12 protein-coding genes and 1 pseudogene are annotated in these 15877 nt (G+C 61.9%); 8 read left to right on the plus strand and 5 right to left on the minus strand.

The features are described from left to right. Window positions 1-20 precede the first annotated feature (20 nt). The 8 genes and pseudogenes from prmA to BLU75_RS19670 all read left to right on the plus strand — a co-directional run bounded on the left by prmA (window position 21) and on the right by BLU75_RS19670 (window position 10400). Window positions 21-899, plus strand: coding sequence for a 50S ribosomal protein L11 methyltransferase (gene prmA, locus BLU75_RS19635; RefSeq protein WP_084380943.1), 879 nt, complete (start codon window positions 21-23; stop codon window positions 897-899). 30 nt (window positions 900-929) lie between these two features. After that, window positions 930-2177 (plus strand): DUF3426 domain-containing protein, encoded by a 1248-nt coding sequence (locus BLU75_RS19640; RefSeq protein WP_084380942.1) that lies wholly within the window; start codon window positions 930-932, stop codon window positions 2175-2177. Between the two features lie 185 nt (window positions 2178-2362). After that, window positions 2363-3358: a tRNA dihydrouridine synthase DusB gene (gene dusB / locus BLU75_RS19645; RefSeq protein WP_084380941.1), complete on the plus strand. Its 996-nt coding sequence runs from the start codon at window positions 2363-2365 to the stop codon at window positions 3356-3358. After that, on the plus strand, window positions 3355-3675 hold the full coding sequence (gene fis, locus BLU75_RS19650; protein ID WP_003221275.1) for a DNA-binding transcriptional regulator Fis: 321 nt from the start codon (window positions 3355-3357) through the stop codon (window positions 3673-3675). Before dusB ends, fis begins: the two co-directional genes overlap by 4 nt. 81 nt (window positions 3676-3756) lie before the next feature. After that, on the plus strand, window positions 3757-5364 hold the full coding sequence (purH, locus tag BLU75_RS19655; protein WP_084380940.1) for a bifunctional phosphoribosylaminoimidazolecarboxamide formyltransferase/IMP cyclohydrolase: 1608 nt from the start codon (window positions 3757-3759) through the stop codon (window positions 5362-5364). Window positions 5365-5512: 148 nt separating this feature from the next. Continuing rightward, window positions 5513-6805: a phosphoribosylamine--glycine ligase gene (gene purD, locus BLU75_RS19660; RefSeq protein WP_084380939.1), complete on the plus strand. Its 1293-nt coding sequence runs from the start codon at window positions 5513-5515 to the stop codon at window positions 6803-6805. Window positions 6806-6906: 101 nt separating this feature from the next. Then, window positions 6907-9681 (plus strand): annotated as a pseudogene (locus tag BLU75_RS19665) (hybrid sensor histidine kinase/response regulator). Window positions 9682-9803: 122 nt separating this feature from the next. Beyond that, window positions 9804-10400 carry a MarC family protein gene (locus BLU75_RS19670; protein WP_084380937.1) on the plus strand — a complete coding sequence of 199 codons (597 nt, stop codon included), beginning with the start codon at window positions 9804-9806 and terminating at the stop codon, window positions 10398-10400. A 6-nt stretch (window positions 10401-10406) separates the two neighbouring features. On the opposite strand, the gene BLU75_RS19675 is transcribed toward BLU75_RS19670, so the two are convergent. The 5 genes from BLU75_RS19675 to cobG form a co-directional block, all read right to left on the minus strand. Then, window positions 10407-11198, minus strand: coding sequence for a hypothetical protein (locus BLU75_RS19675; protein ID WP_084380936.1), 792 nt, complete (start codon window positions 11196-11198; stop codon window positions 10407-10409). A 295-nt stretch (window positions 11199-11493) separates the two neighbouring features. Beyond that, window positions 11494-13140, minus strand: coding sequence for a precorrin-3B C(17)-methyltransferase (gene cobJ / locus BLU75_RS19680; protein WP_090221539.1), 1647 nt, complete (start codon window positions 13138-13140; stop codon window positions 11494-11496). Beyond that, window positions 13137-13871, minus strand: coding sequence for a precorrin-2 C(20)-methyltransferase (locus BLU75_RS19685; RefSeq protein ID WP_373863664.1), 735 nt, complete (start codon window positions 13869-13871; stop codon window positions 13137-13139). Before BLU75_RS19685 ends, cobJ begins: the two co-directional genes overlap by 4 nt. Further along, window positions 13868-14494 carry a precorrin-8X methylmutase gene (locus BLU75_RS19690; RefSeq protein ID WP_084380934.1) on the minus strand — a complete coding sequence of 209 codons (627 nt, stop codon included), beginning with the start codon at window positions 14492-14494 and terminating at the stop codon, window positions 13868-13870. The genes BLU75_RS19685 and BLU75_RS19690 overlap by 4 nt, the downstream gene beginning before the upstream one ends. Continuing rightward, window positions 14487-15791 (minus strand): precorrin-3B synthase, encoded by a 1305-nt coding sequence (cobG, locus tag BLU75_RS19695; protein WP_278045755.1) that lies wholly within the window; start codon window positions 15789-15791, stop codon window positions 14487-14489. The genes BLU75_RS19690 and cobG overlap by 8 nt, the downstream gene beginning before the upstream one ends. Between the last annotated feature and the right edge of the window lie 86 nt (window positions 15792-15877).

Raw genomic sequence — 15877 nt, forward strand, 5'->3', positions numbered from 1 at the left:
TTTTTTCAAAGGTGCCCGCCATGCCTTGGCTGCAAGTCCGCCTCGCCATCAGCCCGGAACAAGCCGAAACCTACGAAGACGCTTTCCTCGAAGTGGGTGCCGTCTCGGTCACTTTCATGGACGCCGAAGACCAGCCGATCTTCGAGCCGGAACTGAACACCACACCCCTATGGTCCCACACCCATCTGCTGGCCCTGTTCGAAGACGGTACCGACGCCGACAGTGTCTTCGCCCACATGGAGCTGCTGACCGGCGGACCGCTGCCTGAGCATCACAGCGAAGTGATCGAGGACCAGGACTGGGAGCGCAGTTGGATGGACAATTTCCAGCCCATGCGTTTTGGTCAACGCCTGTGGATCGTCCCGAGCTGGCACGCCGCGCCTGAGCCCGACGCCGTCAACCTGCTGCTGGACCCAGGCCTGGCGTTCGGCACCGGCACCCATCCGACCACCGCGCTGTGCCTGGAATGGCTCGACGGTCAGGACCTGAAGGACTGCAACGTCCTCGACTTCGGTTGCGGTTCGGGGATCCTCGCGATCGCCGCCCTGCTGCTGGGCGCCAAGGAAGCCGTCGGCACCGATATCGATGTGCAAGCCCTGGAAGCGTCCCGCGACAACGCCGGGCGCAATAACATTGCCGAAGACAAATTCCCATTGTATCTGCCGCAGCAATTGCCCCAGGTGCAGGCCGATGTACTGGTCGCCAACATTCTGGCCGGTCCACTGGTCGCCTTGGCGCCACAACTGTCCAGCCTGGTCAAGCCGGGTGGGCGCCTGGCGCTGTCGGGGATCCTCGCCGAGCAGGGCGAAGAAGTGGCTGGCGCCTATGCGCAGGATTTCGAACTGGACCCTATCGTCAACCGCGATGGCTGGGTACGCATTAGCGGCCGCCGGCGTTAGAATGAGCGCCTGCATGAATCGGATGGCCGCATGACCGACAGCTTCGTCACCCAGTGCCCGCATTGCCAGACTCGTTTTCGCGTCAACCATGCTCAATTGAACGTGGCCCGCGGCGTGGTTCGTTGCGGCTCCTGCCTACAAGTATTCAGTGCGGCCCGACAGCTGCTGGAGCAGCGCGCCCAGGCGTCCGAGGCCCCGGTCCAGGAAGCGCCAGCCGCCGACGCGCCACCGCGAGCCATCAGCCAACAGCAATGGAACGCCGAAGTGCTCGACCTGGACAATCTGGATCTGGATGAGGAACTGGCCAGGCTGGAACGCCGGGAGATTAAACACGCTCAGCCCCAGGACGCCGACCGGCGTCAGCCTGGTGCTGAGCGCCGGCAAAAGGACGAGGTGCTCAGCGCCAGCCGCGATACGGCCAAGGCAGAAGAACAACGGTGGGCGGCCAGCCTGTTCAGCGACCAGCCTGACGAACCGGCCGAGCCCTTTGACGCAGCCGACGATGGACCTGAGTTGGCGCCGGTGCCCCCGGGAAAACCAAAGCGCACCGAACCGTCGATGTCATTTGACAGCCTTGAACCGGACGATGAGCCGCCGTTCCATGCCCACTCCCACGATGACGACGTCGACCCGCCCGCCCCAGCCATCAGCGCCGAGCCCGACGCGCCGCAGGCTGAGCCGGAGGAGCCACAACCGGCCCGCAAGCGACCTCGCGCCACGACCAGCGCCCATGACGAAATGCTGCAAGGCCTGGAAGACGACCCGCTGCACCTTTACACCGGCAAGCGCCCCGCCAGCCTCGGTCGCCGTTTGCTCTGGCTGACACTGGTGTTGCTGGCGGCGGCGGCGCTGGGCGGCCAATACATTGCCTACCAGTTCGACGAACTGGCGCGCCAGGACAACTACCGCTCCTGGTTCCAGGAGCTGTGCCCGACACTGGGCTGCACGGTGCCTTCGCGGGTCGATGTGGCGCATATCAAGAGCAGCAATCTGGTGGTGCGCAGCCATCCGGAGTTCGCCGGCGCCTTGGTAGTGGACGCGATCATCTATAACCGAGCGACCTTTTCCCAACCTTTCCCGCTGCTGGAACTACGCTTCGCGGACCTCAATGGCCGGATGATTGCCAGCCGGCGCTTCAAACCCGCCGAATACCTTAGCGGAGAGCTGGCAGGACAGACCGAGATGCCGTCCCAGACGCCGATTCACATCGCACTGGACATTCTCGACCCGGGTAACAGGGCGGTGAACTACAGCCTGAGCTTCCACTCTCCGGAGTGAATGGGTCCAGGCGGGTAAGTTTGACGGCAGCTTTCTGACTCGACGGTCCAGGACCTAACCGCTGGCGATAAAAAAACAGCTGCTCAGATTTTATCCAATTCAGCCTTTAACCAGTCATCGAGAGCGGGTATCATGCCAACCCTTTTTCGAACTCTAATGATCCGGCCCCACAACAGGGAAGTCCTATGTCGGCGGTACGCATCGGCCCATATACATTACACAATGGCTTGATCCTCGCCCCGATGGCGGGCGTCACCGACCAGCCCTTTCGTCAGCTGTGCAAACGTTTGGGTGCAGGGCTTGTCGTCTCGGAAATGGTCACCAGCGACATGAGTTTGTGGAACACCCGCAAGTCGCGGATGCGTATGATCCACTCAGGTGATCCCGAGCCCCGCTCGGTACAGATCGCCGGTGGCGACGCGCAAATGCTGGCGGACGCGGCCCGCGCCAACGTCGAGCTGGGGGCGCAGATTATTGATATCAACATGGGTTGCCCGGCAAAAAAGGTCTGCAACAAGGCCGCCGGTTCCGCCCTGTTGAAGGATGAGCAGTTGGTGAACGAGATCCTGCAGGCCGTTGTCGCTGCAGTCGATGTGCCGGTCACCCTGAAGATCCGCACCGGTTGGGACCGGGAGAACAAGAATGGCCTGACGGTGGCGAAGATCGCCGAACAGGCGGGCATTACAGCACTGGCGGTGCATGGCCGCACCCGCGCCGATCTTTATACCGGTGAAGCCGAGTACGACACGATTGCCGCGATCAAGCAGGCGGTGTCGATTCCGGTCTTCGCCAATGGCGACATCGATTCTGCCGAGAAAGCCCGGCGCGTACTGCACGCGACCGGTGCCGATGGCTTGTTGATTGGCCGGGCTGCCCAGGGGCGGCCGTGGATTTTTCGTGAGATCGAGCATTTTCTGCGTACCGGCGACCTGCTGCCGGCACCGGAGCTGAGCGAGGTGGAACGTATTCTGCTTGAGCATCTGGCCGCACTGCACGCCTTCTATGGAGACGTGATGGGAGTACGTATTGCTCGCAAACATGTCGGCTGGTATCTCGCAACCTTGCCGGGCGCCAAGGAGTTTCGCGCCCACTTCAATCGTTTGGATGATACGGAAGCACAGTGCGCCAACGTTCGTGAGTTCTTCTGCGAGCGTTATAAGAGCCAAGGGGTGGCCGCATGACGATGATGACCGAGACTTTAGTGAGTGGAACAGCACCCGTGAGCGACAACGTCAATTTGAAACAGCACCTCAACACGCCGAGCGAAGAAGGCCAGACCCTTCGCGGGAGTGTCGAAAAGGCGCTGCACAATTATTTCGCCCACCTTGAGGGCGCTTCCGTCACGGACGTGTACAACCTGGTGCTATCCGAAGTCGAGGCGCCGTTGCTCGAAAGCGTGATGAACTACGTCAAGGGCAACCAGACCAAGGCCAGCGAGCTACTCGGGCTCAACCGTGGCACGCTGCGCAAGAAACTCAAGCAGTACGATTTGCTGTAAGCATTCAATCAAACCAGAAAGGCGCCCGCGTAAAACCGGTCGCCTTTTTTGCTGACTCCTTTGCTTTTGATGGAAATTGAGATGACCGACCAGACTACCCGCCTGCCGATCCGCCGCGCCTTGATCAGTGTTTCCGACAAGACCGGGATCCTCGAATTTGCCCGGGAGCTGGAAGCCCTGGGCGTGGAAATCCTTTCCACCGGCGGGACCTTCAAATTGCTGCAGGACAACGGCGTGGCCGCAGTAGAAGTCGCGGATTACACCGGTTTCGCAGAAATGATGGACGGTCGGGTCAAGACCCTGCACCCGAAAATCCACGGCGGGATCCTCGGCCGTCGCGGTATCGACGACGCCATCATGAGCGAGCACGGCATCAAGCCGATCGACCTGGTGGCCGTCAACCTCTACCCGTTCGAGGCAACGATCTCCAAGCCTGGCTGCGATCTGCCAACCGCTATCGAAAATATCGATATCGGCGGCCCGACCATGGTTCGCTCGGCGGCCAAGAACCACAAGGACGTGGCCATCGTGGTCAACGCCAGTGACTACGGTCAAGTGCTGGAAAGCCTGAAAGCCGGTGGCCTGACCTATGCCCAGCGTTTCGACCTGATGCTCAAGGCCTTTGAACACACCGCCGCGTATGACGGCATGATCGCCAACTACATGGGCACCGTGAACCAGGCTGCCGACAGCCTGAGCACCGAAGGCCGCAGCCAGTTCCCACGCACCTTCAACAGCCAGTTCATCAAGGCCCAGGAAATGCGCTACGGCGAGAACCCGCACCAGAGCGCGGCGTTCTACGTGGAAGCGACGCCTGCCGAAGTCGGTATTGCCACCGCGACCCAACTGCAAGGCAAGGAACTGTCGTACAACAACGTGGCCGACACCGACGCTGCGCTGGAGTGCGTGAAGAGTTTCGTCAAGCCGGCCTGTGTGATCGTCAAGCACGCCAATCCGTGCGGCGTGGCCGTGAGCCCGGACGCCGAAGGCGGTATTCGCCAGGCCTATGAACTGGCCTACGCCACCGATACCGAATCGGCGTTTGGCGGCATCATTGCCTTCAACCGTGAACTGGATGCTGAAACGGCCAAGGCCATCGTCGAGCGTCAGTTCGTTGAGGTAATCATCGCCCCTTCCGTCAGCGCCGAGGCCCGCGCCATCGTGGCGGCCAAGGCTAACGTGCGCCTGCTGGCCTGCGGTGAGTGGTCCACTGAACGTGCCGCTGCCTGGGACTACAAGCGCGTCAATGGCGGCTTGCTGGTACAGAGCCGCGACATCGGCATGATCGGCAGCAGCGACCTCAAGGTCGTGACTAAACGTGCGCCGACCGAGCAGGAGATCAACGACCTGATCTTCGCCTGGAAAGTGGCCAAGTACGTCAAATCCAACGCTATCGTGTATGCCAAGAATCGCCAGACCATCGGGGTCGGAGCCGGCCAGATGAGCCGCGTGAACTCCGCGCGGATCGCTGCGATCAAGGCCGAACACGCGGGCCTGCAAGTCCAGGGATCGGTGATGGCATCGGACGCGTTCTTCCCGTTCCGCGACGGCCTCGACAATGCGGCCAAGGCTGGCGTCACCGCGGTGATCCAGCCAGGCGGTTCGATGCGTGACGCCGAGGTAATTGCCGCCGCCGACGAAGCCGGCATCGCCATGGTCTTTACCGGCATGCGCCATTTCCGCCACTAATACCACTGCTTCCCCCTGTAGGAGCGAGCTTGCTCGCGAAGATCGTCAACAGTAACGCGGTAAGCCTGACACCCCGCAGCGGTCTCAGGCTTTTCGCGAGCAAGCTCGCTCCTACAAGCAAGCACAGCGTTTCTCAGAGGTTTTTGAAATGAATGTTTTGATCATTGGCAGCGGTGGCCGTGAACACGCCCTGGCCTGGAAAGTCGCCCAAGACCCACGCGTACAGAAAGTGTTCGTCGCCCCAGGCAACGCCGGCACCGCCATCGAAGCCAAGTGCGAAAACGTCGCCATCGACGTCCTGGCCCTGGAACAACTGGCCGATTTCGCCGAAAAGAACGTTTCCCTGACCATCGTCGGCCCTGAAGTGCCGCTGGTGGCCGGGGTCGTGGACCTGTTCCGCAGCCGTGGCCTGGATTGCTTCGGCCCCACGGCTGGCGCAGCCCAGCTGGAAGGTTCGAAAGCCTTTACCAAAGACTTCCTGGCTCGCCACAAGATCCCGACCGCCGACTATCAGAACTTCACCGAGATCGAGCCTGCGCTGGCTTACCTGCGTGAAAAAGGCGCACCGATCGTGATCAAGGCCGACGGCCTGGCCGCCGGTAAGGGCGTGATCGTCGCCATGACCCTTGGCGAAGCCGAGGAGGCCGTGCGCGACATGCTGGCCGGCAACACTTTCGGCGACGCCGGTTCCCGCGTGGTGATTGAAGAATTCCTCGACGGCGAAGAAGCCAGCTTCATTGTGATGGTCGACGGCAAGAACGTCCTGCCAATGGCCACCAGCCAGGACCACAAACGCGTCGGCGACGGCGATACGGGCCCCAATACCGGCGGCATGGGTGCGTATTCCCCAGCTCCGGTGGTGACTGCCGAGGTGCATCAGCGCGTCATGGATCTGGTGATCTGGCCGACCGTGCGTGGCATGGCCGACGAAGGCAACGTCTATACCGGCTTCCTGTACGCAGGCCTGATGATCGACAAAGCCGGCAACCCGAAAGTCATCGAGTTCAACTGCCGCTTTGGCGACCCGGAAACCCAGCCGGTGATGCTGCGCCTGCAATCGAGCCTGGTCCTGTTGGTGGAAGCCGCCCTGGCCCAAGCGCTGGATAAGGTCGAAGCCCAATGGGATCCACGCCCAAGCGTCGGGATCGTATTGGCGGCCGGCGGTTACCCTGCCGACTACGCCAAGGGCGAGGTGATTGAAGGTCTGGACGCCGCGGCTACACTGGAAGGCAAAGTGTTTCACGCTGGCACCGCGCTCAAGGATGGCAAGGTCGTAACCGCGGGTGGCCGCGTACTGTGCGCAACGGCCATGGGCGCGAGCGTCGATGCTGCCCAGCAGCAGGCATACACACTGGCGGCGAAAATCGATTGGCAGGGCTGCTTCTACCGTAAGGACATCGGCTACCGCGCCATTGCCCGCGAGCGAGGCGAAAATCAGTAGCAGCTATCCGTTCGGTCAGGCAAGGGCCTCCGGCCCTTGCCCTACTGTTGCGGTCCCGCGCATAGTTAACCCCGTGCATTAACCTACGAAGGGATTTCGCCGTGCGCTGGCTCAGGATCGCCATAGGTTTTACAGTCAGCCTGCTGACCCTGCTCTGCTTGCTTCCGGCCCAAGCCGCCGCGCAAGGCAGCGGTTGGGCGGTATTGCTTGATGAACAGGCGGACCTGCAACTGAGCGACATCCGCTCCCCGCGCTACACCAATCAATTCAGCCCCATCGAACTGGACCAGATCACCGCGTCCGAGCCCCACAGTGCGATTTGGCTACGTTTCAAGCTGCAACCCGGCAAGCACGAGCAAGTGCTGCGGGTCTTCGCTCCCGACCTGGCGCATCTGAACCTGTACGTGCTGGACGGCAACGCCCTGCTGGAACAATTGAACACCGGCGCCCGCCAGCCCCTGGCGGACCGCCCGTTGCCCAGCCGCGACTTCATGCTGCCGTTGCCGCAAAGCCAGCGTCCGCTGGATGTATACGTGCGCCTGGTATCGGAGCATGAACTACGCCCGTATATCACCCTGGAGCCAGCGGTCATGGCCGCCGCCAATCAGAACCAGACGCTGGTGTATGGACTGCTGTTCGGCTGTCTGTTGATGCTGATCCTGCATAACCTCGCACGCTACGCCTATCATCGCTCCCGCAGCAGCCTGTGGCTCGCGGCCTGCGAAGCGTTGCTGCTGCTGAGCCTGCTGTTGTTGCTCAACCTGCTCGGCCCGTGGCTACCGAACTGGCCGGCGGTGCAGACCCCTGGAGCCTATCTGGCGTTGCTGCTGACCGCTCCGTGTGGGCTGATGTTCGCTTATCGCTTCTTTGCCCCGCTGGGTCCGCACCCACTGAACAAACTGCTGATGGCAGACATCCTGCTGGTCACCCTTTGCGGGTTGTTGCTGCTGTTCGTCAATACGCTGCCGCTGAACCTCATCACCTACGCCTTGGTGGCCCTGGCCGGCTTGAGCATGCTGTTTGTCTCGGCCTACCACTGGCAGAAAGGCTATCGTCCGGCACGGCTGTTCATGCTCGCCATGGTGGTGTTCAACATCGGCACACTGATTATCCTGCCAGCCTTGCTGGGGCTGACGCTGGTCGCCCCCCACGGCCTGATCGTCACCCTGCTCGGCGTCATCTGCATCAGCGGCCTGCTGATGAGCCAGGCCTTGGGCGAACGCCAGCGCAGCATCGTCGAGGACCGCTTCAGTCTCAGTCGCGACCTGGCCGCCAGCAACGCGGAAATCGCCGCCAAGGCCGAGTTCCTGGCGAAGATTAGCCATGAAATCCGCACCCCCATGAACGGTGTGCTGGGCATGACCGAACTGCTGTTGGGCACACCCTTGTCGGTCAAGCAGCGCGACTACGTGCAAACCATCCACAGTGCCGGCAACGAGTTGCTGACCTTGATCAACGAGATTCTCGACATCTCCAAACTCGAATCCGGGCAGATCGAACTGGATGACGTGCAGTTCGATCTCAACGCCTTGATCGAAGACTGCCTGAGCATCTTCCGCGCCAAGGCCGAGCAGCAGAATGTCGAGTTGATCAGCTTTATCCAGCCACAGGTGCCACGCGTCATCAGCGGCGACCCGACGCGCCTGCGCCAGACGCTGCTGAGCCTGTTGGAAAACGCCCTGCAAAAGACCGACGAAGGCGAAGTGCTGATTGTCGTGGCACTGGATGAACGCAGCAGCAAACCGCGGCTGCGGATTGCCGTACAAGACAGTGGCGTGCCGATGGAAGCTGCCGAACGCGATGCGTTGTTGCACAGCGAATTGCATACCAAGAACTTCCTCTCCGCCACGCGCTTGAGTGGTCATCTGGGATTGGTGATCGCCCGTCAACTGATCCTGTTGATGAACGGCGAATTCGGCATCAAGAGCGGCAGCCAACAAGGCAGCACCTTGTGGTTGACCCTGCCCCTGGATCCGGAACGCCTGGAACACCCGACCAACGACCTCGACGGCCCGCTGCGCGACGCGCGGGTACTGGTGGTGGACGACAACGACACCTGCCGCAAGGTGTTGGTGCAACAATGCACCGCCTAGGGCTTGAACGTCAGCGCCGTGCCTTCGGGTAAAGAGGCCTTGGCCCTGCTGCGGACCAAGGCGCACTTGCGCGACTATTTCGACGTGGTCCTGCTGGACCAGAACATGCCCGGCATGACGGGCATGCAACTGGCGGCGAAGATCAAGGAAGACCCGAGCCTGAATCACGACATCCTTCTGATCATGCTCACCGGCATCAGCAACGCCCCGAGCAAGATCATCGCGCGCAACTGCGGGATCAAGCGCATCCTCGCCAAACCAGTGGCGGGATATACCCTCAAGACCACCCTGGCCGACGAACTGACCCAGCGCAGCAAAGGCATCGTCCCGACGCGCCAGGTGCCCCCCGCCGCGCCTGTCAGCGTGACGGTGCCCAGCGACTTCCGCATCCTGGTGGCCGAAGACAACAGCATCTCGACCAAAGTCATTCGCGGCATGCTCGGCAAGCTCAACCTGGAGCCGGACACCGCCAGCAATGGTGAGGAAGCGTTACAGGCGATGAAGACCCAGCGTTACGACCTGGTGCTGATGGACTGCGAAATGCCTATTCTCGATGGTTTCTCCGCGACCCAGCAATTGCGGGTCTGGGAAGTCAGCAATCAGCGCATTCGTACCCCGGTGGTTGCGCTGACCGCGCATATCCTCTCGGAACACAAGGAGCGCGCACGCCAGGCGGGAATGGACGGGCACATGGCCAAACCGGTGGAGTTGTCGCAACTGCGCGAGCTGGTGGAGTATTGGGTCGCACGCCGCGAACAACCGGAAGAGGCGCCTACCTCCTGAGCTGAAATACCCCGCTTTTGATCCCTACGAGGGTCATGCGTCAGGCTCATTGTTTCACCGATAGCGTCGCGCCACAGTCCTGATAAACTCCCTCTCGCCCTCTTTCGCTGTGAGCTCCTGCCATGCTCCACGTGTTATTCAGTGTTTATTTGAAGATGCTGGTGCTATACAGCCCCTTCTTCGTCCTGTCCTGTTTCATCAGCCTGACCCGTGGCTACTCCAGCAAGGAGCGGCGGCGCCTGGCCTGGAAAGTTGCCCTGGCCACCCTGGTGTCGAGCGTTTTGCTCTACCTGTTCGGACGAGTGATTTTCAGCGTATTCGGCATCACTGTGGATGCGTTCCGCATCGGCGCTGGCAGCGTGCTGTTCATTTCGGCCCTGGCCATGGCCCAGGGTAAATCGGCGGTACAGACCGACAATGTGCAACAGGACGTGACCATTGTCCCGCTGACCATTCCCCTGACCGTCGGTCCCGGCACCATTGGGGCACTGTTGGTGATGGGCGTCAGCCAACCCCATTGGGACGACAAGTTCCTCGCCATTTTGAGTATTGCCCTGGCCAGTCTAACGGTCGGCGTGGTGCTGTACCTGTCCAACCGTATCGAACGCATTCTCGGCGACCAGGGCTTGCAAATTGTCAGCCGTTTGATGGGCTTGTTTGTATGTGCGCTGGCGGCGCAGATTATCTTTACCGGGGTCCGCGGTTACCTGGTGCCATAACCACGATCAGATCCTGTATTGCGCGATGGCCAGCAATACCTTGTCCCCCACGCGTTCACGCAACAACTTGAGCGTCGCCTCGTTGACCACCGTCGGATTCAACATCAGGCAGGTTCTACCACTGAAGGCTTCGACTGACGAACTGTCCCACTCGATAAAGGGCACCCCGACTTTTTTACTGATGTCGTGAATGCTGTAGGTCACCATCACCATCAGCACCTCTCCGTCGATTTCGGAACAGGACGCCAGACCGAAATCGCCGCCCTCACGGGTGGAGATATTTCGCTGGAACAGGTCGAAGGATTGCGGATGCTGCTTCAACGCCTCAAAGGCATCCGCCGCTAACTTGGGCAGTCCCATCGTCAGCGGTCCCGACAGCGACGTCGATGCCACAAGACTAGCGATGATGTTAAGCGCCGCCATTTGCACGCTCAGCCCCTTCTTCGAGGTCGTGACCCGCTCGAAGCTGCTGCGGATCGGCAACCAACCCAGACCAGTCATGACTTTGATGAACTCGTCATACCAGGCCTGCGTGCCCCGCCCCAGTTTCAAGACATCGCTCACATAGCTGCTGGCCAGCAAATAGCTTTTGCAGGTGTACTCCCGGTTGAGGCGGCTCATCCCGGCACCAAACGAGAAGACGCTGTTATTGACCACCGCCCCATTCAAGTCATCATCGGCCCCATCGACGACCGACAAGGGCAGATCGTGTCCCTGCCCAGCGGTTGACGGCAACGTATAAGCCGCGGCCCGCTTGTTCTTTCTCGTAACCTTGAATCCTTTATGTATTCGCTCCATTACTGCTTCTCCAAAAAAACCCACACGGGTCTACTGCCAACACTAGTCCGCCCGTCCGCGCTTTTCAGGAGTAGGTAAAAGGTGTTTCTGCCAGGGAAAAGATCCCCCTATACGTGAAGCCTGCGTAAACCCAGGGGATGGTGCAGAGACAGCAATCTGTACGGTGTCATTCCTCGACGAGAACAGAAAAGTCCGTGCCGCAGCGTCGTTAAAAGCGCCCGGTAAAACGATCTGTCGTGCGTCAGGCGCATGCGGTTTCAGACTTCAGCGGCCCCGTTGCGGGGCCGCTGGGATGTCACGACGATGGTTTTTCACCATACCAACGCGGGGTGTACACCCACTCACCGCCACCGTCCCGTGGGAAGGCGCAGGTGGTGGACGAACCAATCAACACCATGGTGCGCATATCCACCTGGTCCGGGGTCAACTGACCCAAGGTGGTGGTACGCAGCGTCTGGCCCGGACGACCGATGTCCCGTCCCAGCACCACCGGCGTTGCGCTCGTGCGGTGTTGCGCGACGATCGCCAGGGCGCGGCCCAGTTGCCACGGGCGAGCACGGGAGATCGGGTTGTAGAACGCCAGCACAAGGTCGGCCTGGGCAGCCAGGTCCAGGCGTTTCTCGATGATCGACCAGGGCTTGAGGTTGTCCGACAGCGACATCACGCAGAAGTCATGCCCCAGCGGCGCGCCCGCCTGGGCGGCCGTGGCCAGGGACGCCGAGACGCCCGGCAGGATCTCCAGGTCGACGCGCTGCCAGGCCGGATCACTGGACTCGTGCAATGCCTCGAGTACCGCCGCGGCCATCGCGAATACCCCCGGATCACCGGACGACACCACCACCACGGAGCGCCCTTGGGCGGCCAGCTCGAAGGCATGCCGGGCACGCTGCATTTCCTCACGATTGTCAGTGCAATGCTGGACCTGATCAGCGCGAAACGGCCCCGCCATGCGTACGTAGGTTTCGTAGCCCAGCACATCGGTGCAACGCGCCAGTTCGGCCTTGACCGCAGGCACCATCAGCTCGGCAGCGCCAGGGCCGAGGCCAATGACGGCAAGGCGGCCACGGCAGCGACCGATCCGCGACAGATCCACGGGCTCGAGCGACGAGTTGATCACGATGTCGGCACGCTGCTCACCCGCCAACGCCGCAAAGCGCAGCGGAACAGCCAACGCCTGAGCGGCTGCATGCAGTTGCTCACTGGCCATATCGGCCTCATCCGCGAGCAGGCACGCCAGGGATTGCTGCGCGATAGCCGCCTGCTGCAAAGCCTCCTGAATCCGCGTCGCCAACCCCAGGCCAGGACGGCACGTCACCCACACGTTTTTCGGATAGATCAGCAACTCATTGGCCGCCGGCACGCGCTCGGCATTGCCCACATGAATCGTCAGGCGCGCCTGCGGGTCCTGCGCCAAGTTGGCCTGATCCAGCCAGGGCGCGGCACCTTCGATACGTACCCGTTCACCGGCCAACAGGTCCGAGACGAAGCGCTTGCCCAACGCCAGGTCAGCCAACTGATAACCATCGGGCGGGTTGAGCAGGCAGGTGCCGAAACGCAGTTCGCCGCTGGTGGTAATGGCGGCGGCAGTCCCCAAGGCCGTGGCGATTTCACGCGCCATCCGGTTCACCCCACCCAGGCCTCCGAGCAACGGCACGACCGCGCTGCCGTCTTCGGCCACCGCCAGCACCGCCGGTTCTTCACCTTTTTCCAGCAGCAATGGCGCCAGCGTACGGATCACAATGCCTGCAGCGCACAGGGCGATGATGGGCGTGCCCTGCCGGTACAACTCGCGCAGCGTGGCACCGAATTCCTCATAGCCCTGATCAGCGCCTTCAACCCGCCCGATCAAACCGTGGATCAAGGTATCCGGGTAGATCTGTTGGATCGTGCGTGCAGTGGCGAGGCTGCCCTGGCCCAGAATGACAAGCGCGGGAGCCCTCAACCTTGCCACCTTTCACCGGGAACGATGATCAACGAGAAATACGGCGAGGACATCGGCTCGACCTGCTCCAGCGGCACGATTTTCTGGTTGGCCATGGTGGCGCGCTCGACATACAGCGCACGCGTGGCCAGTCCCAACTCTTGCAATACCTGACGCACCTTGGTGAAGTTGCGCCCCAGCTTCATGATCACCGCCGCATCGGCATCCGCCAGGCGCCGCTTGAGTTCCTCGTGGGGCAACACCCCGGACAGCACCGACAAGCTCTGATTGCGATACACCAGCGGCGCACCCAGTACCGAGGCGCCGCCGAGCATCGAACACACGCCAGGGATGACTTGCGCGTCGTAGCGTTCGGCCAGACGGTCATGCAGGTACATGTAGGAACCGTAGAAGAACGGGTCGCCCTCACAGATCACCGCCACGTCACGACCGGCATCCAGATGCGCCGCCACCTCGACGCTGGCACCGTCGTAGAAATCGCTGATCACCTGTTCGTAAGACAGTGGCGCTGGCAGCGCTTCGGTGGTCACCGGGTAGACCAGCGGCACCAGCGTCTGCTCGGGCACCAAATGGGCTTCGATAATGCCGAATGCGTTGCCCTTTTTGCCCTTGGCCACGAAATACGCCACCACCGGCGATTCGCGCAACAAGCGCAGCGCCTTGAGCGTAATCAACTCGGGGTCGCCGGGGCCGACGCCCAGGCCAATCAAACGTCCACGAGCCTGCATCATTCGATCTCCGTAGCCAGCGCGTTGACGGCGGCGGCGGCCATGGCGCTGCCGCCCAGACGGCCTTGCATGACCACGAACGGCACACCACGGCTGTCAGCGGCGAGCATCGCCTTCGATTCGGCGGCACCGACAAAGCCCACTGGGAAGCCCAGGATCAGCGCGGGTTTTGGCGCCCCGGCATCGAGCATTTCCAGCAGATAGAACAACGCGGTGGGCGCGTTGCCGATCACCACCACGCTGCCTGCCAGGTGCGGACGCCAGAGTTCCAAGGCGGCAGCGGAACGCGTATTGCCCAGCTCCAGGGCGAGCCCCGGCACGCTGTCGTCGCGCAGCGTGCAGATCACCGGGTTGTTGGCCGGCAGACGCGTACGGGTCACCCCTTCGGACACCATCCGCGCATCGCACAGGATCGGCGCACCGGCGGCCAGCGCCTCACGCCCGGCCTTGCCGGCACCCTCGGAAAACTGCAAGCCATCGATGGCCTCGACCATGCCGCAGGCGTGAATCACCCGCACCGCGAGTTTTTCCAGGTCGGCCGGGATCCGATCCAGCTTGGCCTCTGCACGAATGATCGCAAAGGAGTTGCGATAGATCTCCTGACCGTCGCGGATGTAATCAATCATCGGTGTTGCTCCGTGGGCAGGCGCGCAACAGAGCGCCCGCCGCGTCAATAGAAAGAGTGCGTGCGTGCAAGCGGCCGAAACCCGGCTGGCCTGCTTCGCGAAAATAAAGGTCGTAATGCCCGGGACTGACTGCCAACAAGGTGACAGGCGCGGTGTGAGCGGCAGCGCAGGTGCGCGGGCAGCCGGACAGATGCACCTCGGGCCCTTGCGCATCAGCCTGGAGCAACCGGGCCAGGTGCAGGGCGTCGGCCTTGGTGTCGGCCAAGGCCTTGGCGCAACCGCTGGAGCCGGTGCAGGCGATCATGCGTGTCAGCGCCTGGTCGGCGGAGCAGAGAAAGCCCAGCCGGGCCAGGCCCTCGGTGACGCGGATGGCGTTCTGCGCCGTCAGGTCGGGCAGCAACAGGCCTTGCCACGGTGTGAAACGCAGCGTGCCGGCGCCCTGCTCAATCGCCAAGTGCGCGGCACCTTGGAGCATCGTCGAATCCAGGCGCCCCAAGGGTGCGAGCGCTGCTACGTAGAACTGATGTGGCCGACGCTGTGGATAAGTTCCCAGGCGCAGGGTTGCCGGGTTGTCACGTCGTCGATAACCCTCGACGGGCAGCAACGACAGGTGCAGACGCCCGATAAAATTATCCACAGACATCTCGGCCAACAGATGGCGCATGCGGGTCTGGTCAGGCCGGGCCAGGTCGATAAACAATTCCAGTACCGCGACCACCAACTCATAGCCTTGAGCCAGGGACACGGCCGCCAATGGCTGGTCATGCCCGGGGCAGCCGGCCAGGCCGAACGCCAGCAGCACTTCACCCTTAGCCTCATAGGCCGACAGCCACAGGTCATGGTGATGTTCGAGCATCGCCAGCGCCTCGCCGCCATCCAATTGCACGGCGAACTTGGCCGACAACTCATGAAAGCGCGGGCGGGACTGTAACGTCGCGAGAAGCTGCTCCGCGAGTGGGCGGGTGTCGAACAACAGTTCGCGATCGATACCGGCGCCGGGGCTGAGCATCAGGTTGCGTACGTCATCGCCACCCGCGGTAGTCGGCCCGAGACCCGCAGCCAGCAGGTGCGCGATCAGGCCATCGTGTTCAGGGCCAATACCCCGAATTTGCAAGTTGGCGCGGTTAGTCGCCTCGATCACCCCACCGGCGTAGCGTTGGGCCGCGTCCGCCACGGCTAGCGCTTGTTCGGCACGGATTGCACCGCCGACCAATTTGATCCGGCAAATCCCGCCGTCCAGCGCCTGGACAATACGCAGCAACCCCGGACAACCCGAGGGACGCAATGTATTGGACAGTGGCAGTGGTTTCACGGGGCTACCGGTTCACAGGTAAAGGCGCGGTATTATGCCTGCTTTGTCCGACCGCATGAAAAGCCTGACCG

The organism is Pseudomonas mucidolens, from assembly GCF_900106045.1.
In the GTDB taxonomy this organism is placed as follows: domain Bacteria; phylum Pseudomonadota; class Gammaproteobacteria; order Pseudomonadales; family Pseudomonadaceae; genus Aquipseudomonas; species Aquipseudomonas mucidolens.

Excerpts from the sequence above, each read along its gene's own strand:
- prmA (WP_084380943.1), top strand. The coding sequence starts at position 21 with ATGCCTTGGCTGCAAGTCCGCCTCGCCATCAGCCCGGAACAAGCCGAA.
- BLU75_RS19640 (WP_084380942.1), top strand. The coding sequence starts at position 930 with ATGACCGACAGCTTCGTCACCCAGTGCCCGCATTGCCAGACTCGTTTT.
- dusB (WP_084380941.1), top strand. The coding sequence starts at position 2,363 with ATGTCGGCGGTACGCATCGGCCCATATACATTACACAATGGCTTGATC.
- fis (WP_003221275.1), top strand. The coding sequence starts at position 3,355 with ATGACGATGATGACCGAGACTTTAGTGAGTGGAACAGCACCCGTGAGC.
- purH (WP_084380940.1), top strand. The coding sequence starts at position 3,757 with ATGACCGACCAGACTACCCGCCTGCCGATCCGCCGCGCCTTGATCAGT.
- purD (WP_084380939.1), top strand. The coding sequence starts at position 5,513 with ATGAATGTTTTGATCATTGGCAGCGGTGGCCGTGAACACGCCCTGGCC.
- BLU75_RS19670 (WP_084380937.1), top strand. The coding sequence starts at position 9,804 with ATGCTCCACGTGTTATTCAGTGTTTATTTGAAGATGCTGGTGCTATAC.
- BLU75_RS19675 (WP_084380936.1), bottom strand. The coding sequence starts at position 11,198 with ATGGAGCGAATACATAAAGGATTCAAGGTTACGAGAAAGAACAAGCGG.
- BLU75_RS19685 (WP_373863664.1), bottom strand. The coding sequence starts at position 13,871 with ATGATGCAGGCTCGTGGACGTTTGATTGGCCTGGGCGTCGGCCCCGGC.
- BLU75_RS19690 (WP_084380934.1), bottom strand. The coding sequence starts at position 14,494 with ATGATTGATTACATCCGCGACGGTCAGGAGATCTATCGCAACTCCTTT.